The sequence below is a fragment of the Paenibacillus gorillae genome (assembly GCF_000513275.1).
GTDB classification, from domain to species: Bacteria; Bacillota; Bacilli; order Paenibacillales; family Paenibacillaceae; genus Pristimantibacillus; species Pristimantibacillus gorillae.
This window is the reverse complement of record NZ_CBVJ010000001.1, coordinates 1-22,599: the sequence shown is the minus strand read 5'-3', so window position 1 is coordinate 22,599 and position 22,599 is coordinate 1. Positions and strand designations below refer to the sequence as shown.

Sequence of the window (22,599 nt, the reverse complement as noted above, 5' to 3'; positions counted from 1 at the left end):
TTGGAGTTCTGACTAGGAACCGACTATATGGTTTCCAAGGGGTTACGAGGCTTCCCTTTGTGACGTAGGCACTTGACATCCATGGCTGCCAGAAGGCCTGCATATAACCATCTATAGATAATATTGAAGCAGATAAAGATCCTTTCCTCCAGTATACACTTTTTTCCTTATCTTTACTGTTAGGTATGCTGGTAGCTCTGCGCTGCTAATAGGCTTTTTCGCAACTCATGATTCATATGATTCTTCAAAATTTTACATAAAATGGAAACGTTATAACATCCAAGTTCACGGCTGATCGCCCAAGCAGATCTACTTGGCTGAATAAAGGTCTCTAGTTGTCTGTGCCCAACTATGCTAAGATGGGAGTAGCTCGTATTGGTTTCACCTGTAATTATGGTATTGTGATAACTTCTTCATCTACACAAATCCGATCATGGGACTTTTGTTTTCTTAGGTGTTGCCACTTCATAATTAATAATTCGCCGTAATAAATAGTTTCCCTTGTTTCTTGTTAACGCCTGTGGATAAAAGCAATGAAATAGTGGCTCCCCCTGTATCGATTCATACGATTTCAAAGCTGTCTCCAATTATTAGCTGTTCAGGTCCTATTTTCTCCTCTCATCCATTAAACGTTACTTTAACGGGGTGACTATAACTTAGCAAAAACGTGATTTAATCCAAAAATTAAGATGGATACTAACCTGAGATATTTTTCGATAAAAGATGTTATTATGCATTCGTTATTCTTTTTATTTCCCCTGCAACTGCAGACAGTTCTATTCGATAATTGCTTTAAAACCTAAATGTATTGTTGAAAGCCAAAGTAAATCGAATATTACTTTACTAACATATGAAAATATTACATGCAATTTTATTACTAACCCAATATGTCTTATGGATTAATCAATAGTTTACATTATTCTCCCATATGTAGAAAAAGCAATAGAACAGGTTTCCTTCCTTTTGTATAAATGAAAATAACCTTGGCGATACTATTACACTGCAGGTTTTACTGAGACGAGACGACCTTCATTGTAAGTAGTTTTAATTTCTAGCATGCCGTAGATAATCATTAGAATATTTTGATCTTAAGCGTTCAACTCTTTTTCCTCAAGAAAAAAACCATTTTTCCATATAAATATATCATTATTTATATTTCATAATTTCGTTTTGCCTCAAACTGTTTCTCATAGAGGTATTTTTCACTTGCGGGTTGCCCTTGCACATTCGTGTACTTTCTATCAGCAGTTGAAATTTGTTTAATATCAACAACAAATTCAGAAATAATGGCGGCAGTAATTATCTCATCTATGCCAGATCGTCCAAATCAAGATAGCTTTGCGCAATCAATCACTTGGGCAAATTGTACGCGAGTGCACCGAACACAATGGAAATAACAATGTCCGTTTGACGTTTGAAGCTTCCATTACCTTTTGGATACGATTTTTTCAAAGCCGTCAAGCTCACACTTTTTAGAACAAGGCCGAAACACAAAAGAACTACTTATTTCTGTCCAATTCCAGTACTATTCAGTACTGGAAGCAAAAATGCTACGTTACAACCCACTTTTATGTTGGGCATTGTGACAAAAAGCTTCTTTGGATTTTCATTCTTTTTTCATTTATTTATAGTGTTCTGTAGAATAAAAAAATGGACTTTCTTTCTTCCCTTGCCTATCAGAGAACCATCCTAAGGCAAGCACATGCTGACTTGCTACCGCAGTCATATAGCCAGTTCTTTACCCTTTGCTATAACCATTTTTAAAGTTTAAGTAGTACTGTTTCTTCCTTATCTCTTGTCCCCCTCAACTTGTTTTCATTGTATCCAAGTTATGCGTATACTATCCAGATCTAAATATAGGCTAAATAGACCTGTACTTCATATGAAAAGAAAATTGTTTACCGAATAATCCCTATTAAAACTACTTTCAAATGGTTATCACAATATTATAAATGTTTATCAAATATCTTAAAAAAAGACCCTGACAATCCTAGAAGATAGAGGCAGTTTTTCAGCCAACAAATAATTTATTTCATATTAGTTCGTAATGTATTGCTAACAGTCATAATTTATCTTGTTTTGGAGGAGTTACTTTGAAAAATATACTACCAATAAATACGATGCCTATTATCACTTCATATACTCATCACAGTGCTATCTTTTCGATTCTTAATATTGAAGATATAGAGTATAACTCTTGGTTTGCTTCTGAATACATACAATTAGTAGTGTCAAATGATTATAAAATGGCGGCCAATCTTGATTTCTATTGTGGAACCCATGTTATAGATACTTGCCCTTTCATTTCTAGTGAACACATAACATGGGATGCATTGCAAGTACAAGGATCTGATACCTCTATTATCGATTATCTAGTGGAGTTCATCAATAATGGGTACTATGTTTATATTGTTGTTGACGGATACTACATTTCAAATTACTCTAACTTTAAAAAAAGAAAATTTGGTCATCCTCTCTTCATTTATGGCTATGACAAAGGGGATAGTTCATTTTTTGCAGCAGATTTTTTTAATGAGGACGGGTACAAACACACAAAAATATCTTTCGACGAATTGTCAAGTTCCCTCGACTCAGTGAAAAGGTATAACTATTGGTGGTCAGGAGCCAAGTTAATTAAAAAGAGATGTCCAATGTATTTCATTGATGACTACCCAAAAATTTATAGCATGTTAAATTGTTATTATGAATCTAGTAATAGTTCCTTATACTACAGAGGAGACCATATCATTTATACAAAAAAAAGTTTATACGGAATTAATGTATATGAAAGATTGGTTACAGACTTAAAAAATACATTGTATAATGAAACATCTATTTTCGATTTCAGAGCCTTTCCAATTCTTTTAGACCATAAAAAAACTATGGTTGAAATCATGAAATATTTATTAAAAAAAGATTTAGTGCATGACTCGAAATACTTAAACGATTTTGTTACAATACAGAGTTCTTGCGAAATTTTGAGAAACATTATTCTGAAGTACCGTATTACCAAACAAAAGAGGCTTTTAGAGAAAGCCATATATTATCTTGAGAACATAAGAGAATATGAAAGAAGGACCTTACATGAATTGTTATTAAATTTTAAAGATAAAGTAAAATCCTATAATGAAAAAAACTACATGCTTCCGTATCCGTCGGTAAACGTATAGTACGAATACTTATTAATAGCAGCAGCTTATATGAAGATTATTGCTTGAGTTTATTTACATAAAAAATGAAATATAAATCAGGTGATATTGCTAAATTATGCAATCTGAATAAAGAAACACTAAGATATTATGAACGAATAGGTTTGATTTCTGAACCTGTAAGAACTGAAGCAGGCTATAGAGTTTATTCGGAAGAAATACTACAGACTTATGTTTATAAAACGAATGCAAGAACTTGGCTTCACGTTATCAGAAATTGATAAATTACTTGGTATTGTTGATAAAGATGACATAAGGTGTACGGGTATGTATGATTTTGTTGTTCAAAAGCAAGATGACGTTCAGAAAAAAATTAAAGACCTTCTTAGGATAGAAATTATGTTAAAGGACTTAAAAAACTGTTGCCCTGATGAAAAAATGGACCTCTGTCAAGAAAGTAGACACTTCTTAAGTGTATCAACTTGCTTTTTTGTAATAGTTTAACTCAAATTGATTGGGTGACAAATACCCCAACGAACTATGGATTCGTTTCCGGTTGTAAAACAGTTCAATATACTCGAACATCTCTTGTTGTGCCTGCGCTTTTGTCTTGAATTTCGTGCAGTAAACGAACTCTTTTTTCAGTACACTGTGGAAGGACTCGATACAAGCGTTATCGTAGCAATTCCCTTTACGGCTCATACTTGCTTTCATTTTGTATTTTTTTAATCGCTTGCGGTAGTCCTCCGAAGCATACTGCGAGCCTCGGTCCGAATGGTGGATCCGTTTTTTCTTTGGCTTATGTGATTCGTACGCTTGGTCTAGTGCTGCCAGAACAAGATCTTTTGTCATTCGATCAGCGAGCTTCCAACCCACAATCTTGCGTGTGTATAGATCAAGGACGCTGGCCAAGTACATACGACCTTCACGGCAAGGGATATACGTAATATCGGTTACCCAGACTTTGTTAGGTGCTGTCGTCTCGAAGTTCTGGTCGAGTAGGTTTGGGGCGATCGGCTGGTCATGATTGGAGTCTGTCGTATTCACCCGAAATTTCTTGGTCACACAAGAACGCAAGCCGTTCTCTTTCATGAGTTTGCCTACCAAACGCTCTGAGACCTTCCAGCCTTCTTTGCGAAGCAGAGAAGTGATTTTCGGACTCCCATAGCGATCGATTGAATCATGACTAGTGCAAACATTTCATCACACGTTAAGGCAGGTCGTTGCGGTTGCGAAGTAAACAACCCGCAAGGATCTTGTTGTTTAGGAAATGTAACACAATTTATTCAACAAAATCAAGACAGCCCCCGTCCGAACTTTTAATGGTCAAAAAGCGGCGGGCTTTATAATCAGTTGAATAGCGAAGGACGGGTGGCATTTCTTGCGACTCGGCGTTCACTGCACTCCTCTTGATATTACCGATTATAGTATCCCAAAGACCAGACTCCATTCATAAAGAAAATAGAGTCCACGTTGCTAAAGCATCTTCAAGTATAAATGAACGGAAAATGACGATTTAGACTTTCTATAAGACAGAAAACCAAATGCGCATCTCTGCCAATTGGTTTCTTTTATTGATATAACATTACGCAATCATACCCTAACTTTATCTACCGCTTCGCCTTATAAAACTCATTGTACAGCTTCACCAGCGCCCGCTTCTCAATATGCGATACATAGCTGCGGTGGATCCCTAGTTCCTTTCGTAATCTCCCGCTGTATCCGCTCATCCCCGCCATGGTCGAGGCAAAACCGGCCACGGATCACTTCCTGCTCCCACTCGTCGAGTATGTCGATATTGCGGTAAATTTTACTTTTCTCAATCTTCAGCTACACCCGGTTACGACATCATCGGCTTCCGTGCCAAGAATATCGATCAGCGCGATCTCGTTCCTCTCTTTATCCGTTCCGATTGGATCATGCAAGGAAACATCCTTGCGCATCTTCTTCAGCGACCTCAAATGCATAAGTATTTCTCTCAATACAACGAGCCGCGAACGTTGCGAGCTTTGTGCCTTTTCCTGTCTAGAAGCTCTCGATCGCTTTGATCAGACCGATCGTGCAGATCAAGATCAAATCCTCGAGGTCTTCTCCGGTATTGTCGAATTTTTTGACATTGTGAACACGATCCGATGTAACTTTCCTGAAATTGAGTGCATTGACAGACTTAGACGTACTTTGTTATCTCATCTACTTTACCTCTATTGTCAATGTAACTTCCTCGAATCGATTTTCCGGTACAATTTCCATTGTCATATTCAGAATCAGTATGCCCGTCATAGACTACATGTGCTATGCGAATCATGATGTGGCGCACGGGTCGTGAAGACCGTCGGCACTTGCATGGGCAGCGCCGCATATGGCGATATTTCACCGTTTGCATGCTTGTCCAGATATATTCTCCAAGCTGCGAAATTGGGAGCGCGGAATAGAACACAAGCGATTGCTGAGTTAGCAAGGGTATATCTTAGAAATAAAAAAAGAGCACTGCGTTAACGCATTGACGTGCCCCCCTTAGAATAGACATTGGAAAAACCCCTGGTTTTATCCGATGAAATTCTAGGGGGTGCTTTTTTATGGCAAAGAAGGGACAAACGTATAAACATTATCCAGAGAGCTTAAAGCGTGAAGCCATTCGACTACGGGTGGAGGAGAATTGGAGTTATCGTGCCATTACGGAACAATTAGGCATCTATGATGCTAATCGAGTGAAAAAATGGATGGCTACCTATCGCAAGAAAGGTGATCGCGTGTTTGAAGATCACAGAGGGGCGTCTTCTCGCCAGGAGACGGAACAAAGTCGCTATGTGAAGCGATTAGAAATGGAGAATGCTGTGCTAAAAAAGTGGTTGGCGATCTTGAATCAGGAGGTGTCAGGGGAAAGCGGCTCGTTGTCGAATCGTTTGTTGGAATCTATTCCATCAAAGGAATGTGTACGTTCTTAGCTGTTTCCCGCAGTGGATGGTATCGCGCTCGCAAGTGGCATAACGGTGGAGAAAGATGTGGAACTCAAACAACGAATTCAAGCCATTTATGATCGGCATAAAGGCACCTACGGTTATCGTCGTATCCAAGCTCAGGTCCAATAAGAGGGATAGCTTGTGAATCATAAGAAGGTGCCTCGACTTATGCAGGAAATGAATTTGAAGTCGATCATTCGACGTAAAACGAAGGCAAAGCCGCAAGGAGACGGACTTCCTCCGCTTGTAGCAGAGAACCTGTTAAACCGAGACTTTTCAGCAGCTGCACCTAAACAGAAGTGGGTCACTGACATCACCCAGTATGCTGTCGGCGAAACCTGGCTTTACCTCTCCGCGATTAAAGATCTGTGCACAAAGGAGATTGTTTCCTATCAGATGAGCTTGAGGAACAACACACAGCTCGTTCTGGACACGTTTGAGCAGGTCCTGAAAAAAGGAGAAGACGTGCCTGACTTGATCGTTCACAGCGACCAAGGATGTCAGTACACGTCCCATGCATACCACAACATGCTGAACCAGGTTAGCGCCAAAATCAGCATGTCCAGGCGCGGCAATTGTTATGACAACGCCGCTATGGAGAGCTTCTTCTCTCATTTGAAAGCAGAAGCTCTCTATCCCTATTCTATCGGTTCATTGGAAGATGCTCAAGAGCGAATCCATGCCTTTATCCACTATTATAATCACGAGCGTATTCAATTGAAGCTAAATAAGCTGGCTCCGATTGACTATCGGAACCAGCTTACTGCTTAGGGCTTTTTATCAATGTCTATAAAACGGGGTCTTGACCAGCAGTGCTCTCAGGTGTCTATTAAGTCCTTAGGACTTCTATATTTTTATATAGAATAACTATCTTGAATGAGAGCTTTCACGACACGCTTCACGACATCTTGTGCTGCTTCCTCGATCGAAGCAGCAGCTTCGATTGGCAAAAAGGCTCGACCAATTAGGTCATGCGCAATGGCTTGGTCATTGTCGTTCGCAGATCCGGCAGGTACCAATGCAATAAGTCCTGCATCGTTTAGCAAGGTGGCATACGCCGCGATTTGCTGCACAGATTCTCCTAATCTATTATCGATCAACATCGTGTGGTAGCCTCTCGCTACCAGCCGTTTCTCGATTTCCTTTGCAAGAGCCAAATTGTCCAGAACGGTACCAGTAAGCCATAGCGTTAATGGCTGCTGTCCTTTTTGTTGGGCACGAACATCTCTGGTGACTTCCGTATCGATCCGGACGACATTGTCAGAGCCTTGAAGAGCTTCGTCAATGACGCCGCAAGCGGAAGTCATATTCGTTACGCGATCGATGAGAATAAATCCGCCAATGCTTTTATTTTTTTCAAACGAATCAAAAACAATACCATCCGCTAATGAAAATTCACATTTAGCCAATTCATTCTTAACTAAATGATCAGTTGTAACCGTATTGCCTGTATTAATATCGATTTTGTAATTAATTGCAGTCACAGTACCTGGAAGAACCTTCGTACCTACCTTCACCAAAACATCTTTGCCCGGCGTCAGGACAGAATCATCCATCCAAAGAATCGTAGCGCTAAAGCTGTCAGCCTCTTTGAGCTGATTGTCCTTCGTAAACACACAACCTCGTGAAACGTCGACTTCCCGATCTAATTGAATAGTCACAGGTTGTCCGGCATGAGCCGAATTCCTATCTTGGTCTGTTACTAAGATTCTTTTGACCTTCGCCTTCTCACGGCTAGGCAGAGTTATCAGTTCATCGCCAACTGCGATTCTGCCGGCTTCAATCTGGCCTTGGAATCCGCGGAATGTGTGGTCTGGTCGGCATACCCGCTGAATAGGCATCATGAATGGCTTCACGTCGTCGCTTGTATGAACATCAACGCTCTCCAAATACGGCAGCAAAGGAAGACCCTTGTACCAAGGCGTATTGGGCGATTTCGCCGTAATATTATCCCCTTCTGTTGCAGAAACAGGAATCACCTGAATGCTCTCAAACCGGAATTCAGTGGTGATGCGAGAGAATTCTTCTTTGATTTCAGCAAATTTTTCCGTATCAAAATCCACCAAATCCATTTTGTTTACCGCCAAAACCAGATGCTTAATCCCCATGAGGGCACAAATCCGGGTATGGCGCTTCGTTTGCGTAATAATCCCTTTGGTTGCGTCCACAAGAATAACGGCAAGATCAGCAAAGGATGCGCCTACGGCCATGTTACGTGTATATTCTTCGTGCCCCGGGGTGTCCGCAACAATGAACGAACGGTGATCCGTCGTAAAATATCGATAAGCCACATCTATCGTAATTCCCTGCTCACGTTCCGCAATCAGCCCGTCAAGAAGCAAGGAGTAGTCAATTTTTCCGCCACGGCTGCCCAACCTGCTGTCTAGCTCGAGCGCTCTCTCCTGATCGGCGAACAGAAGCTTAGCCTCATAGAGCATATGTCCAATTAAGGTGGATTTGCCGTCATCTACACTTCCACAAGTAATAAATTTAAGCAGACTCTTCATCTTAGAAATAGCCCTCCCGTTTACGTCTTTCCATGCTTCCCGCTTCTTCTTGGTCAATAACCCTTGTTGTCCGTTCGGAAGATACCGCACCAAGTGTTTCTTCTATGATAGCATCCAGCGTGTCCGCCTCTGACAGGGCGCCGCCAGTTAGAGGATAGCAGCCCAATGTGCGAAACCGCATCTTCATCATTTCAATCTTCTCACCTGGCTCAAGCCTCATACGCTCATCATCCGCCATGATGATCTGTCCATCGCGATTGACGACTGGTCTTTCTTTCGCCATGTAGAGGGGTACAATATCTATGTTCTCTCTGCGAATGTATTGCCAGATATCTTTTTCCGTCCAGTTGGAAATCGGGAATACGCGGATGCTTTCACCCTTATTAATTCTAGTGTTGAAAAGCTTCCACATTTCCGGCCGTTGATTTTTCGGATCCCAAGCATGATTTTTATTACGGAATGAGAAAATCCGCTCCTTCGCACGTGATTTTTCCTCATCACGTCTTCCGCCGCCAAAAGCAGCTGTAAATCCATATTTGTCCAAACCTTGCTTCAATGCTTGTGTTTTCATAATATCTGTATATGCGGAACCATGATCGAATGGGTTGATCCCTTGCTCAATCCCTTCCTGATTGGAGTGAACGAGCATTTTGATTCCGAATTCTTTCGCCTTGCGGTCGCGGAATTCAATCATCTCTTTGAACTTCCACGTCGTATCAATGTGCAGGAAAGGAAACGGCGGCTTCTCCGGATAAAATGCTTTCAGCGCCAAATGCAGCATCACGGAGCTATCCTTACCGATCGAGTACAACATCACGGGATTTTCACATTCCGCCGCTACTTCTCGAATAATATAAATCGCTTCAGCTTCGAGTTGATCCAGATGTGTTGTCGCATCTATGGAATCAAGCATCAATTTGTCCATGAAAAAGTGCCTCCCTTTAATCCTTACTAAATCTATAAACTATATTCTATATCGTATCAGATTTTTACTTTTATGCAAAGTGAAATAAAGTATTTTTCTTTTATTTTTTGAGGTGTTGGTTTTCATGAAAAGGGAGAACGAAACCGTACACAATTAAGATTGTACAGGCAAAAAAAGACGGATCGAGTGATCATCATAAACTGGCCCCTTTGTCAAGGACACATTGAAAAAAAGAGTATTAGGCCGCACTTAAGAGATGATTCCTATACTGCACAGAAGTCATTTTCTTTAGTCCCCATTGATATCGATGATGGTTGTAATAACGGATGTAGCTTTATTTCTCGTTCTACTTTGGCTAATGTCTCACAGTTTAGGCTCTTCACATGATCTTTCATATGACCGTAATAGGACTCCTGTGGAGCATTGTCCCAGCAATACCCACGATGTGACATCGACTGTCCTAGTCCTTTTTGCTTCAATAAATCTTGGTAGATTGGGCTTATATAGTGGCTACCTTGATCGGAATGGATAAAGGCTTCTTTATGGAGTTTTAAGCGCTTTTGGCTCATTAGTGATTCGATGGTTTTGGTCGCCAAAGGCAGTTGAACAGACTCGGAGAGATTGTGAGCAAGAAGCGCCCCTGTAGAGGCATCTAAAATGGTGACAAATAAGCCGTCTGCGAATTGCCATCATATTTTTACATACCTAATCTCCCTCTCCTTCAATCCCATACTTACTACATAAACCGATTTTAATATCGTAACATTTCTCAACTAGCCCCTCAGATGTTAGACGGTATTTTACTAACTCTTCCGAACCTTTTGTTATTACGATGTAATATAATCTACTCTCCGTATCAGGTAGCCAATTAAATAGTTTTATTAAATTAACCTTACTCAAGCTTTCCGTATCAGCTAACTGGAAATAGAGTACGTAAGCTCCATTTTTTTCACTCGTTCCTAAAATACTCTTCTCTACATTAACATCAAATGGTAAATTACTACTTTTAAAAGAAACTGAAAGTCCAGTAATATATCTCTCTTCTTTCTCAGACTCAATATTCCTCTCAGTATAATCTTGCCGATTTTGAATAATTTGGCTACTGATAATCGGTGAAAAAAAAGCTAATATGAAGAGAACAATACTGATAAAACACAGTATTGCCTTCTGCTTTCTAAGCTTCATTAACAACCATACATAACTAGCACTGATTGCTACTAGAAGAATTCCCGAGAAAATTGATTCCGCCATATTCCCTGTTTCAATCCAGACCCCACTAGAAGGAAATTGGAAAATGAGCATAAGCAGTAAATAATAAGACGCCACTCCTGATATAATGCTTAGTAAGATAATCAAGATACTTTTTAACCTCACTTATATCCCTCCCTCCAAAATCCAATCCCCGAAGTATTTTTCTATTTTTTTCATTGTAATAAAAATCCAGTAAAGATATAAATATTATATCGACCAGGGGCAAAAAATTTTTGAGGTATTTTTTGTTGCATGACTCTACCGCCCACCACATAAATAGACCAAGTCCCCACGATGATTTTCTCGTAGGGCTTGGTTTTTATACTTCCCCATAATTTGAATATAGTAGTTCCCAAAATCTTGATGGCTGATATGGAGAAGTTCTTATACCGAAACTTGTTCTATTCCCTTGAAATATTCAATCGGGGAGATCCCCCTCACAACGGCAGCTAAATGTGTCTATTTTCTACAAAGATGTTCAACTTTAGGATCGACACGATAGATAGTCAATTCTTTACCATATTCGCAATTCCCTACAGCTTTAGGGCCAATTCATCCAGATCTTCCGATTGAATCTGGGTTGCAGCGTTTTGACTAAGATGGCGGAGGGACGTGCCATTCGACAGTATACTCGTCGGGATCTTGGAACTCTCATCATTCCAAGATACCTCTATCATCACGTTCCCACTTTATACCTAATTTTCGAAAATAAAAAGAGCTCACAATCGTCGCTATCGACATTGTAAGCTCCCGATACTTTCGGTGTTATCTAACGCTTCGCCTTATAAAACTCATGATAAAGCTTCATGAGCGCCCGCTTCTCAATCCGCGACACGTAGCTTCGGCTGATCCCCAGCTCCTTAGCAATCTCGCGCTGTGTCCGCTCATCCCCGCCATGATCCAGGCCGAACCGGCCGCGGATCACTTCCTGCTCCCGCTCGTCGAGTATATCGAGATTGCGGTAAATTTTGCTTTTCTCAATCTTCAGCTGCACCCGGTCCACAACATCATCGGCCTCCGTGCCAAGGATATCGATCAGCGTGATCTCGTTCCCCTCTTTATCTGTGCCGATTGGATCATGCAAGGAAACATCCTTGCGCGTCTTCTTCAGCGATCTTAAATGCATAAGTATTTCGTTCTCGATACAACGAGCCGCGAACGTCGCGAGTTTTGTGCCTTTTCCAGTCTGGAAGCTCTCGATCGCTTTAATCAATCCAATAGTTCCAATCGAGATCAGATCCTCTAAATCCTCTCCCGTATTGTCGAATTTCTTGACAATATGCGCAACCAGACGCAGGTTGTGCTCAATCAGCAGATTGCGGGAATGCGCATTGCCTTCCGCCATCAGCTGCAAATGCTTCATTTCGTCATCCTCATGAAGCGGTTGCGGGAAAGCGTTATTTTTGACGTACGATACGAGCATTGACAGCTGTTTGATGAACAGCGCGATTGTCGCAAACAGTCCCATGTACCCTTACACCCCCAAGTCGGATTACCGAGGGGCAGCACTCCCCCCAGCGCACAATGAAGTCGGTTCTACATTGTATGAGGGCGAGTGCCTAGAAGTGCATGTACCCGGGCGAGAATGTCAATTAACTATGTCCTAATCGTTAAAAAACAGCTATGTCCACCGCGCTGCCCACAGCTTCATCTCATGGCAAATGACATGAAGATCATGGCCTTTGGGCGTCAATGTATACTCAACGGTTACTGGAACAGTCGGGAAAACTTTACGCTCCAGCACACCCTGCTCCTCCAAATGGCGAAGCGTACTGGTCAAAGCCCGCGGACTTACGTTTGGTATCCGGCGCTGCAATTCGCCAAAACGGAGCGTGCCGCTAAACAATTCACGGATAACGAGAAACGCCCATTTCCCTCCTAGTACGTCAAGCGTTTTTTCAATATTGCATTCTATATGTACAGGTATTTTCGGGACGTAATTGCTCGCCTTATCGGTCGTTTTCACTGGGGTTCCTCCTCTTTGCACATTACTATACTAAAGGTTACTATCTACCGTTTTTATAATTAAGTGAAAAACATTTCACTTCTTTCAATCATATAGGAATTTATATAGTATGGAAAGGGAACCACAACTTTTTCGAGGAGGAATGGAACATGAAATATCGGAGATTAGGTGCGAGTGGGCTAAAGGTTAGCGAGATCAGCTTGGGAAGCTGGCTTACATATGGCGGTTATGTTGAGCGTGAAAATGCGGTGAATGCCATCAAAACAGCTTATGATCTGGGAATTAATTTCTTCGACACAGCCAATGTATACGAAAGAGGCGCAGCGGAAGAACTGGTGGGCAAAGCGCTCAAAGCTTATCCGCGCGAATCCTATGTGCTGGCTACAAAAGCTTTCTGGCCGATGGGTGACGGCCCTAACGATCGCGGGCTATCCCGCAAGCATGTCATCGAGCAGGCCAATGCGAGCCTGAAGCGCCTCGACCATGATTATATCGATATTTTCTACTGCCACCGCTATGATCCGGAGACCAGACTGGAAGAAACGCTCCGCGCAATTGACGATCTTGTGCGTCAAGGCAAAGTGCTGTATGTCGGCGTGAGCGAATGGCAGGCTTCGCAAATTGCTGAGGGACTTGGCGTTGCCGATCGCTATCTGCTGGACCGCATCGTCGTCAATCAACCCGTCTACAACATGTTCGACCGCTACATTGAAAAAGAAGTGATGCCGCTTAGCGAGCGTTCCGGTATTGGACAAGTCGTATTTTCGCCGCTGGCCCAAGGCTTGCTGACAGGCAAATACACCTCCGTCTCCGACATTCCGCAAGACAGCCGGGCTGCTAAGCTGGAATGGATGCGCAAAGGCATCACCGAGGAAAAAATAGCGAAAGTTCAGCAGCTCGAAAAAGTCGCCGCTGAATTGGATCTCTCCGTCGGCAATCTTGCGCTTGCCTGGATTTTGCGCAATGCCAATGTGGCGAGTGCGCTGGTCGGCGCCAGCCGTCCTGAGCAAGTAACAGAGAACGCCAAGGCTTCCGGCGTCGTACTGGGTGAAGATGTGCTTGCTAGAATTGAAGAGATTTTGAAATAGCATTTATAATGCGGTAAAAACACCTACAGCTCAGCGAAAGACTGACACAAGGGTGTAAAGTGATACTCCGGTCCGTCGATAGATATAGAAAATGACCCTCTTGAGGGGTCATTTTTTTATATCCAACTATTAAATGTAGATAATTAAAATAAGAGCCTTAATGAGCATCTTGAAGTCAGATTTTCTGTTCTTCTATCTAAAACACTGAATTTCACCAGAACTCGCTTTGATGTCACCTAAACCAGCAGCATACTTCTTCCTAGCGCTGCCTATTCTTTAGTTTTGAGATCTTTTTCCTTTTGCAACAACCAGAAGGAGAAAAAACCGACTAAGTAACTAGATATTGCAATAATCGGAATTAACCCAGATGCTTTTATAGACAATCCCTTACTGACAAAATAATTAGCCAATGGGTTACTGCTAATAATAGTAACCATAATCAATAGTAAAAAAGGCACCCATTTCAAAAAACTTCAGGGAAACTCACCCCTTATAAAAGAGAATAGCTTGATACTCAATTCTGCGTCGCCATGTCCTTCAACCGCTATCTTTCATGTATAGTGACCGATGGACCGTAACTAGATATTTCAACGAGATTCTCGTCCGGATCGCGGATATAGACAGATTGCATCGGACCAAGCGCTCCTGATCGTTCTACTGGTCCGAGTTCAACTTTGATGTCATGTCTTTTCAACTGTTCAAGAATGGAACGTATAGAATCACTTGTAATGATACAAAAATCCCCAGAACCCGGTGTAGGCATTTTCGCTTTTGGATCGATTTCCTCGCCCAGCTGTTGAAAATTTATTTTCTGCTGGCCGAATTTAGCTGCTTTTCTCCCTTGACCGAAAGTGATGATTTCCATGCCTAGTATATCACCATAAAAAAGACATGATGCCTCCACGTCATTTACCGTCAATACTAAATGGTCGAGCCGCAAAATCTCCATTACCGCACATCCCCTTCCCCAACTCTATGCAATTTATGTTTATTGCTTCCAATTGAAATTATCCCTTATCATAGCGTGTAAGTTCCGTAATGGCAACTCTGCTAGCAGGTATTACTGGTTCATGGAGTTCTGCTTTCGTGACAGCATCAAATGAAGAAACCAATTTCAATTTACATAAAAAAACAACTCTCATCGCAGATAAGAGTCGTTATGTACAGTAAACAATTCGGTTTGCGAAAATTTGCGAAGCAGATTCGCTATTTTGCGAACCTACTTTCGCTCTATAGTTTCAGTGAAGTGGGCGAATTACGAACAACGAACTTTTGTTCGCTTTTGGAGAACCAAGGTTCACGAATAGCGAAAATCTCTTCGCTGTAGCTAAATCAGCTCCCGTTGACTTGCACTTTAGCGAAATTAGCTTCGCTCTTTTGCGAAGCTGCTTCGTTAATGTGACTAGCACTACTCACTTCGAGCACGTTTGCGTATTCGCTACGCTAATGCGACTAGCCGTCGCTCACTTCAAGCACGTTATGAGAACCCATTACGCTAATACCATCAACGTCACTCACTTCAAGCACGTTTGCGTACCCGCTTCACTAATGCCACCAGCGTCGCTCACTTCTAGTACATTCACCGCCGGCTTCTCTCTTATTCTGATCAGCCAACTCAGCCTCATTCCAGGCCATCAAAGCTTATTTACCCTCATACCCGCCCAAACCAGCTATGAACGGTCCGCTCCAGCTCCGCCTTCCGCTCAGCGAACTGTCTTCGGCGATGACCGTTCGCTCCTGAAGGATGAGGCATATGCAGCAGGCATCGCTCCCCGTCGAGCAGCCCTTCGCGCGTGAACTGCAGCAGCACATCGGCTACCGATTTGCCGAGCGGTACAATCAGGGCGTCTTCTGCAGCCTGCAGCTCCGCTAACAATATCGTACGGGCATATTGCATTAGAAAAGCAGATTTCACCAGCTCAGGCTGATGGCCGGTATAGTTCTCACCGGACTGGAATACCGGATACCGAACCGCTGATGTCGTATGCAGCAAATGACGATCCTGCTCGAACAACGACCGGCTGCTCTCTATGCTAAGCGCCTCCGGGAGCCGAATCGCATCCAGCATCTCATACAGATTTTGGCGCATCGTGCCCGCAAAGCTGGCAACAGCTTTAGCCCTGCGATCGATCTCGGGAAAAGGCATATTCTCCAACAACCCCAGCCTGGCTTGTTCATAGGCAATCGCCATTTGCGTAAAGCCAGGTGTGATGCCGATGATCATAATTTTCGCCTGCTCGTTCACATATTCGAAGGGGATGTAGTAAAGCGACATGTTTTGATGCGCGTCGAGCAGCAGTTCTGGTACTAGCAGCTGTTCTTTCGTTAACGCCCCGGAAGGCAGCGACAATATATAGTCCTTATACTTCGATAACTGGCTCATAACCCTGCATGACCTCCGATACCTATCATCCTTCTGTACTAAACACTCGCTTGTCCTTTTTTAACAATCCGGAGCCACCACTGCCCGCTTCGGTACAGTCCGGTGCAAATACGCATGTACGACAAAGACCGCGACGGATAGCAAAGATGCTCCCGCTCCAATCCATAATACAGGCGTTACGCCCGTATGGTCATACACATAGCCAAACAGCGTAGGCGCAATCATTCTGCCCGCACTGCCGAATCCGCCGACGACACCCATATAGAATGGAGCGGATTTGCCCGCATTTTCCGACAGAAAGGCCGGTATGACTGGCAGCAGCAGCATTTCCCCTATTGTACATACAATCATACCAAAGACGAGATACCAATAGGAATCGTGAAGAAAAGCAATAAAAGTAAACCCAATCGAATAACAGATCGAGCTTGCTACAATTTCACGGCTCACGGAGCCAGCCAGCATCCTCTTAACCGCATTCGTCACTGGCTGGCCAACAAAGATGACAACTCCGTTAATGCTCCACAACAAACTGTACATGGTGAGCGAATGTCCGCCATCGGTCAAAAACGGAGCTACGCCGTTGTTCCAGATCATTAGCGCGAAGAAGAATAGCAGCGAACCGATGCCGAGGTATAAATACATGCTCGTATTCCTCAGTTTTTGGCCTAACGTCGCTTCTTGTTCCAGCTGCGCCCTTCCCGCGAGACCACCTGCTCCTAGAGCAGACCCATTCGTTGTCTCCAGCACCGCTTCTTCTTCCGTACTGCTGCCTGTGCGCATAATGAGCATTAAGTAGAGGCCGAATACAAGTGTTGATATAGCGGTTACAGCGTACGTCAATGTAAAGGAAAAGGCAGCGATCAGGCCGCCCACAGACGCTCCAATTGCCAGACCTGCATTGTTGCCGACATAAATCGCATTGTAGAGCTTGCGGCGGTGAGCCTTCCAACGAAAACCGATATATGCGTTAATCGAAGGTACCGCTAGATTGTTTACGAGACCGTACAAGCTAGTCAGCACGACATAAACAACATATTCCCGCGTAAACACAACGGAGGCGATAAGCGCTGCAGACAGCAGCATTGATCCGATAATAAGCCTTTTTGGACCAAGCCGGTTATAGAGCGCACCTCCGGCAAACTGGCCGATTAAGCCCGCCAATGCCTGGAACAGCAGCACCATTCCTGCCTCCGCATAGGTCCGGCCAAGTACCTGATGCACGTACAGCGTTGTTAACGGCCATAATATCGAATTGCCAGTAGCGTTGATTAAGCTGGCTGCAATAAAGGACAACGCGTCCCTCGGATAATTTTTTTCCAAACGAGTTATTAATGATTCAATCCACTGCTTCACTTGCCGAATACCACCTTGTCTGAAAAGAAACCTGTCTTTCCTTGCGAATGCATACTTCTCGTATCATACGCCTTTCTGAACGTCGTTTCCACGTTAGTTCCTTCCATAACTATCAGCCATTTATCAAATAGTATAAAAGAAAGAGATGCCCTGCGCCGGGATGGCGGCAGCTGCATCTCTTCTCCAACTTGGACAACTTATTTATTTAGCAAATACATGATTGCCGATTTTTGCCGTAACTTTGCGGGATTCTAACCATTTTGATTCCGTCGCCTTCGGGTTATAGAAGTAATATGCACCTTTAGACGGATCGATGCGCCTTGCTGCTTCCTTTGCTGCCTTGAATGCCGTATCGTTTGGAATGAGCCAAAACTGGCCATTGCTGACGGAACTAAACGCATTAGCGGCAAAAATAACGTCACGAATATTACTCGGGAACATCGGCGACTTCGCCCGGTTAAGGACGACTGACGCTACCGCTACCTGTCCTTTGTAGCTCTCGCCCCGCGACTCCGAGTAAACCACCCTCGCAAGCCGTGATAGATCCGGGCGGCTAACCGTCACTTTCTTCAACGCGTGCATCGTCATCGATCCTGCAACGCCATCCTTAGGAAGTCCTGCGCCTCGTTGAAAGGCAGCGACTGCATTTTTCGTGGATGCATTGAACTTTCCAGTAATGCTGCCCTTGTAGTAATTGAGCATATAGAGCCGCTCCTGCAAATCCTTAACGCTCTCTCCGCTGCTTCCCATCTGCATTGAGGCTGCACTTGCCGTACCATTCATGCCGAGCATCAATGCAATAATGGCAAGCAGAACTACACTTGCTGTTCGTTTCATCACTTTCGTAAATCCCTCCAACTGGTTGTGTTATAGAATCTCGCGCTGTATTGCAGGAACCCGCCGCGAAAATGATTTTACCATAACTTAACTTCCATTTTGGGGATTCATAGATTTTTTTAATTGATTTCTAATCTTGCTGATGAGCACTTAAAGACTAGCTGGATTGTTTCTCCCTAACAAAGGGAAGTAACAAATATTGCAGCAGCGCGGCACCGAACAAGACGAACGCCAGCCAGGCAGACTCGGTATCCTTCGCCAAAGTGATCATCGCCGCGATTGAAATGATTCTGCCCGTATTGAGGAACAGCTCCCGTATGACGACCGATTCAACGCGTAGCTGTCCTTTTAACGGCAGCAAGCTCATCATGCGGAAATAAAATGAATTGAGTGTATTGACCGTAAGCGGATTGCAGATCGAGAATAAGATCATAAAGATCACAACCGACCACAGCTTCACGTCAATGAGCAGCATGGCTGCACCCAGCAGAACACCCGTAACGGAATAGAGCAAGTACTTGCTGACATTCTCTTTGCCGCTTCTTTTCGTAATGGCATAGCCGGTCGCTACTGTCAACGCTGAGAAAAAGACACCCAAATAGCCGACCCAATCTTCACGCCCTACAGTCTGGAAGAGAAGAATGTTCGGGAGAAACAGCATAACGCCTTGGAAAAGCCCCATTAGGAAAAAGCTAATCAGTGCCTTCAGCCAGCGTGGATGCTTCTGCATAATTAATAAGGTAAACTTCAAGTAATACGCTTTGTGATGCGATTTCATGATCGGAATGCGGAAGCTGATAAGCGCGGCTACCAGGAACATGACAAAGGCCAGCATAAAAATAAACATATAGCCCTGCAGCCCTTCGCTTCGCTGAATAATAAAGCCCGCAAGCGCCGGACCCGCCAGACCCGCGGTATTGAACACAATCATATTGACCCCTAGGTATCGAAGCCGGTTTGCCTCGGTCGACACATCGTACTGCATGACAAGATAGCCGGTCCAATAGAAACCGGACGCTATGCCATTGAGCAGCGCGAAAGCAATATAATAGTGCGCAACCTGTTCCTGTGCAATGACGACAAGTAAATAAAACATCGCGTTCAGCGCGATGCCAATCCGGTACGTCAGCATTTTGTCCCGCCGCTTCGCAATCCAGCCGCCAAAAGCAAACACAAACGGGGTAGTCGCGAACAAAAGAATGTTATAGAGGCCGTTAATCGCCAAGTCTTGCGTCAGTCGCCATAAGTAAAGATTGAGAAACAGCCCCGACATCGAGGCGCCAAACTGGAAAAAGCCGTGAATAATGATTGAGATCACTGCGTTTCTGCTCAATTTTCTTTCAGGTGGCAGCAGCGTTCTGCCCTTGTTCAATTGAAATCTTGATCCTAAGCTGCCCAACATCTGATGCGTCCGCCTCCTGCTATTGTAGTCCTAGCCTGCACGGTCCAAGACTGTTGCGTTCATTTTAACACAGCGGCATATTTAGGCATATGGAAACCGTATAGTCTCCCAGTCCTAAAAACGAGCAAATGGCCCGCTGAGGGGCCATCTATTGTGCAACACTGCTATATATCAACGTCATTCTGCTATTTTCGGCTTATTTCTCCGTCACGACCGAATAATGCTTAAAGCGCTTAATTTCATACCGGGATTCATCCTCGGGAAGAGGATCTCCGTTCGCGAAAAGATAAGCCGCCTTCTCCCCATCATGAATGACCGGCTGCTCAAACCGGTAACGTCCAAACGACTGAACCTGCTGAAATGCTCCCCCAGGATTCGCATAAACGACGCTCTCTTTAAATTCCCGCGGATCAATCCGTTCGTTGAGAAGCACGTAAATATAAGGCATATTGACTCTGTTCGTAATATAGACGGTACCGTCCGTTGCATCCGAAGCGTACCGAATCGCCTCACCGAAGGATTCGAAAAAAATCGGACTGATCTTCTCTTGAAAATCCCGGACATAATGATTAGAAAACAAGATGAAATACGCGGTAAATAAGACAACAGCAAAGCGAGTCGCCCACTTTTCCTTTTCCGCCAGCCACGATACCCCTGCAACTGCCAGCAGGATCAGCGGATAAAAGATCACGTTGATGCGGTTAATATTGGCATCGCTAATTATGAAAGCCATCGATACCGCAATTGCCAGCCATAGTAAAATAATGAGCTTGATTGGCTCTGCTTTGCGCTGCAGCGCGCTGATTGTTGTTGCAAGTCCCAGTATGATAAGTGGCAATGCGATCGGATACATGTACCCGTATTTCGGCAGCGCATTCCAAATAAGGCCGTCGTTCTGACTTATAATGATTTCGAAAAACCGCTTCATATGACTAAAACCAGTCGACATCATGTCCGATCCGAAAATGCTCGACTGCTGTTCGACTCTCGGAACCGTCAGCTTCGGTATCGTAACGAGGGCCGTAATCGCATTCATCGAATAGCGATTGATGATGACAAACAGCAGAATCGGAAGCGCCAGTACCGTGAATGCTGCTCCATTCATGAGAATACGGCGCCAGGAGACCAGACGTTTGATGTAAAATACGATATAGGTTGATAGGACGAATAGTGGCGCGAAAAAATAGGCGGTTCCATACGCGTATAAGGACAGCGCCATCGTTATCGAGAACGCCAGCAGCCATCGCGGCCGTTCTGTCGCTTTGCAGGCAAAATAGACGGCTAACAGCACCAAGGCAGGCATTAAGTTGGATTCCAGCGCCCAGCGTGACATCATAATATGCCATGGGCAAATGACGATAAGGAATGCGGCAAAAAGCATGACGCGGCGATTGTCCGGGATAAATCTTCTCGCGATTGCGTAAAAGAGAAACAACGTGACGACACCCGCAATTGCACTCACAATTCGTATTGAGATCGTGTTCAAGCCGAAAAGATAAATGAATGGCATCGACAGGTAGGCGTATAACGCATTTTGCCCGCTGCCCCATGCGATAAGATGAACCGGCAGAAAGCTGCCGTTCCGGTCTACTCCGTAGTGGAGAATAGCGTAAGCATCATAGCCGATCGAGGCTTCATCCTGATTCAATCCACCCGGCAGTGACGAGATAGCTGCCAGCCGGATGACGATTCCGATGCCGAATAAAACAGTCAGCAACGGATTGTTTTGAAGCCAAATAACGATCTGCTTCATCCTGGCCAATAGATCAATTCTGCTCGTATTGCTCTTCTGTCTTCCCATACTCGTATTCGTTTGCGAATTCAATATCTCCCCTGCTTTCTCTTTTTAGGCAGCCATTTTATTTCAATTAATAGTGCTAATAGATTAATAGATTGCTAGGTATATTAGACCCAAATACCCATCTGAGCAAAATATCCTCTCATCTGCTCTTTATGGGGCATGAAAGCAATACTGGGATTATAATCTGTTTAGCCATTGCAAGCAACAACTATCGCTTACGCCTGCTTGTCCATGCGTTTTCTCTCGTAAAGTCAACCCGTAAGTTGGGAGCTCTACCTTAGCGATGCATGCCGCCTCCTGTTTCTACTAATCTAAGAATATATACATTTCTCGTTCCAACAAACACATACTGCTCTTCTGCATCGACGCTCACCATATATAACTACGGCTCTAGCAACTATTAAATCTACGAACACTCTGTTCTCCTTTAGCATTGTTCCTAAACTTATCACTCTAATTGTTACTTATATATATCTGATCTAGTCCATACTCCGCCACCTGTTTTTGCAAACAAAATGCAAAAGTGCAGGTTGTTTAGCCATTTCATGGCCAATATGGGCATCAAAATGTAAATGTGCAGGTTGATGGCGGTTTTTCTGGTCATTTTGGTCAAATCAGATGATTTCAAATGTACTTTTACATTTTGAAGACTGTTTAGAGCCTTTTCGACTAAATCAAAATGTACTTTTGCATTTTGATAGCTAGGAACGTCCGCTAGATGGCTTAATTAGTTAGATGGGATTGGATTTGACTTGACTTACCTTTAGTGGTTGCTGAAGCCAAACATCGTATTTACTGGGAAAGAGCGAGAATTACAAGGAGGTTTTGAGGTACTTTAGAACGTTGGGTGGACTTATAATGAATTATATTAGAGGTTGATATGTAAGAATGATACGGCATGGTGTTGCATAACGACCGTTAGTCGCAGCATATTGCCTGAGACATTATGTTCCAAAGTTTTTAACCATAATATCAAC

18 protein-coding genes and 3 pseudogenes are annotated in these 22,599 nt (G+C 43.5%); 7 read left to right on the top strand and 14 right to left on the bottom strand.

What is annotated here, in order from left to right:
• The first annotated feature begins 2,093 nt into the window (after positions 1–2,093).
• Positions 2,094–3,170: a hypothetical protein gene (locus TY10_RS00095; protein ID WP_042159234.1), complete on the top strand. Its 1,077-nt coding sequence runs from the start codon at positions 2,094–2,096 to the stop codon at positions 3,168–3,170.
• A 65-nt stretch (positions 3,171–3,235) separates the two neighbouring features.
• A pseudogene (locus TY10_RS00090) lies at positions 3,236–3,653 on the top strand (MerR family transcriptional regulator).
• On the opposite strand, the gene TY10_RS00085 reads toward TY10_RS00090, so the two are convergent.
• Positions 3,627–4,325: an IS3 family transposase gene (locus TY10_RS00085; protein WP_042159232.1), complete on the bottom strand. Its 699-nt coding sequence runs from the start codon at positions 4,323–4,325 to the stop codon at positions 3,627–3,629. The pseudogene TY10_RS00090 and the gene TY10_RS00085 overlap by 27 nt on opposite strands.
• A 21-nt stretch (positions 4,326–4,346) precedes the next feature.
• Here TY10_RS00085 and TY10_RS32645 point away from each other — a divergent pair.
• Positions 4,347–4,472: pseudogene (locus tag TY10_RS32645) on the top strand (bacterioferritin-associated ferredoxin); the annotation flags it as partial.
• A 287-nt stretch (positions 4,473–4,759) separates the two neighbouring features.
• Here TY10_RS32645 and TY10_RS30140 read toward each other — a convergent pair.
• A pseudogene (locus TY10_RS30140) lies at positions 4,760–5,270 on the bottom strand (sigma-70 family RNA polymerase sigma factor); the annotation flags it as partial.
• Positions 5,271–5,725: 455 nt separating this feature from the next.
• On the opposite strand from TY10_RS30140, the gene TY10_RS00075 reads away from it, so the two are divergent.
• The 3 genes from TY10_RS00075 to TY10_RS00070 are packed head-to-tail and all read left to right on the top strand — an operon-like array spanning position 5,726 to position 6,880.
• Complete coding sequence (locus TY10_RS00075; RefSeq protein WP_042159230.1) at positions 5,726–6,094, top strand: transposase; 369 nt, start codon at positions 5,726–5,728, stop codon at positions 6,092–6,094.
• 12 nt (positions 6,095–6,106) lie between these two features.
• On the top strand, positions 6,107–6,238 hold the full coding sequence (locus TY10_RS32370; RefSeq protein ID WP_420329364.1) for an IS3 family transposase: 132 nt from the start codon (positions 6,107–6,109) through the stop codon (positions 6,236–6,238).
• 12 nt (positions 6,239–6,250) lie between these two features.
• Positions 6,251–6,880 (top strand): IS3 family transposase, encoded by a 630-nt coding sequence (locus TY10_RS00070; RefSeq protein ID WP_155985621.1) that lies wholly within the window; start codon positions 6,251–6,253, stop codon positions 6,878–6,880.
• Positions 6,881–6,963: 83 nt separating this feature from the next.
• Here the strand turns inward: TY10_RS00070 and TY10_RS00065 are convergent, their stop codons facing one another.
• From TY10_RS00065 to TY10_RS00045, 6 genes are all read right to left on the bottom strand, one after another.
• Positions 6,964–8,616 (bottom strand): GTP-binding protein, encoded by a 1,653-nt coding sequence (locus tag TY10_RS00065; protein ID WP_063510410.1) that lies wholly within the window; start codon positions 8,614–8,616, stop codon positions 6,964–6,966.
• A gap of 1 nt (position 8,617) precedes the next feature.
• Complete coding sequence (gene cysD, locus TY10_RS00060; RefSeq protein WP_238327382.1) at positions 8,618–9,541, bottom strand: sulfate adenylyltransferase subunit CysD; 924 nt, start codon at positions 9,539–9,541, stop codon at positions 8,618–8,620.
• Positions 9,542–9,779: 238 nt separating this feature from the next.
• Positions 9,780–9,869: an IS3 family transposase gene (locus TY10_RS31175; RefSeq protein ID WP_155985622.1), complete on the bottom strand. Its 90-nt coding sequence runs from the start codon at positions 9,867–9,869 to the stop codon at positions 9,780–9,782.
• Positions 9,870–10,246: 377 nt separating this feature from the next.
• The gene (locus tag TY10_RS00055; protein ID WP_042159227.1) at positions 10,247–10,915 is read right to left on the bottom strand and encodes a hypothetical protein; all 669 of its coding nucleotides are present in this window, start codon (positions 10,913–10,915) and stop codon (positions 10,247–10,249) included.
• 646 nt (positions 10,916–11,561) lie between these two features.
• A complete protein-coding gene (gene sigK / locus TY10_RS00050) occupies positions 11,562–12,260 on the bottom strand; it encodes an RNA polymerase sporulation sigma factor SigK (protein WP_042159224.1) in 699 nt (232 codons plus the stop codon).
• Between the two features lie 153 nt (positions 12,261–12,413).
• Positions 12,414–12,758: a winged helix-turn-helix transcriptional regulator gene (locus tag TY10_RS00045; RefSeq protein ID WP_042159221.1), complete on the bottom strand. Its 345-nt coding sequence runs from the start codon at positions 12,756–12,758 to the stop codon at positions 12,414–12,416.
• Between the two features lie 149 nt (positions 12,759–12,907).
• On the opposite strand from TY10_RS00045, the gene TY10_RS00040 reads away from it, so the two are divergent.
• Complete coding sequence (locus tag TY10_RS00040; RefSeq protein ID WP_042159218.1) at positions 12,908–13,846, top strand: aldo/keto reductase family protein; 939 nt, start codon at positions 12,908–12,910, stop codon at positions 13,844–13,846.
• A gap of 544 nt (positions 13,847–14,390) precedes the next feature.
• Here TY10_RS00040 and TY10_RS00035 read toward each other — a convergent pair.
• The 6 genes from TY10_RS00035 to TY10_RS00005 all read right to left on the bottom strand — a co-directional run bounded on the left by TY10_RS00035 (position 14,391) and on the right by TY10_RS00005 (position 21,646).
• Positions 14,391–14,795, bottom strand: a complete 405-nt coding sequence (locus TY10_RS00035) for a VOC family protein (RefSeq protein WP_042159214.1) — start codon at positions 14,793–14,795, stop codon at positions 14,391–14,393.
• A gap of 702 nt (positions 14,796–15,497) precedes the next feature.
• Complete coding sequence (locus TY10_RS00030) at positions 15,498–16,229, bottom strand: uracil-DNA glycosylase family protein (RefSeq protein ID WP_042159211.1); 732 nt, start codon at positions 16,227–16,229, stop codon at positions 15,498–15,500.
• A gap of 60 nt (positions 16,230–16,289) precedes the next feature.
• The gene (locus tag TY10_RS00025; RefSeq protein ID WP_238327381.1) at positions 16,290–17,582 is read right to left on the bottom strand and encodes an MFS transporter; all 1,293 of its coding nucleotides are present in this window, start codon (positions 17,580–17,582) and stop codon (positions 16,290–16,292) included.
• A 201-nt stretch (positions 17,583–17,783) separates the two neighbouring features.
• Entirely contained in the window at positions 17,784–18,419 is a 636-nt protein-coding gene (locus TY10_RS00015) for a cell wall hydrolase (RefSeq protein ID WP_042159206.1), read from the bottom strand.
• Between the two features lie 157 nt (positions 18,420–18,576).
• A complete protein-coding gene (locus tag TY10_RS00010) occupies positions 18,577–19,821 on the bottom strand; it encodes an MFS transporter (RefSeq protein WP_052350256.1) in 1,245 nt (414 codons plus the stop codon).
• Between the two features lie 196 nt (positions 19,822–20,017).
• Entirely contained in the window at positions 20,018–21,646 is a 1,629-nt protein-coding gene (locus tag TY10_RS00005) for a glycosyltransferase family 39 protein (RefSeq protein WP_042159204.1), read from the bottom strand.
• Between the last annotated feature and the right edge of the window lie 953 nt (positions 21,647–22,599).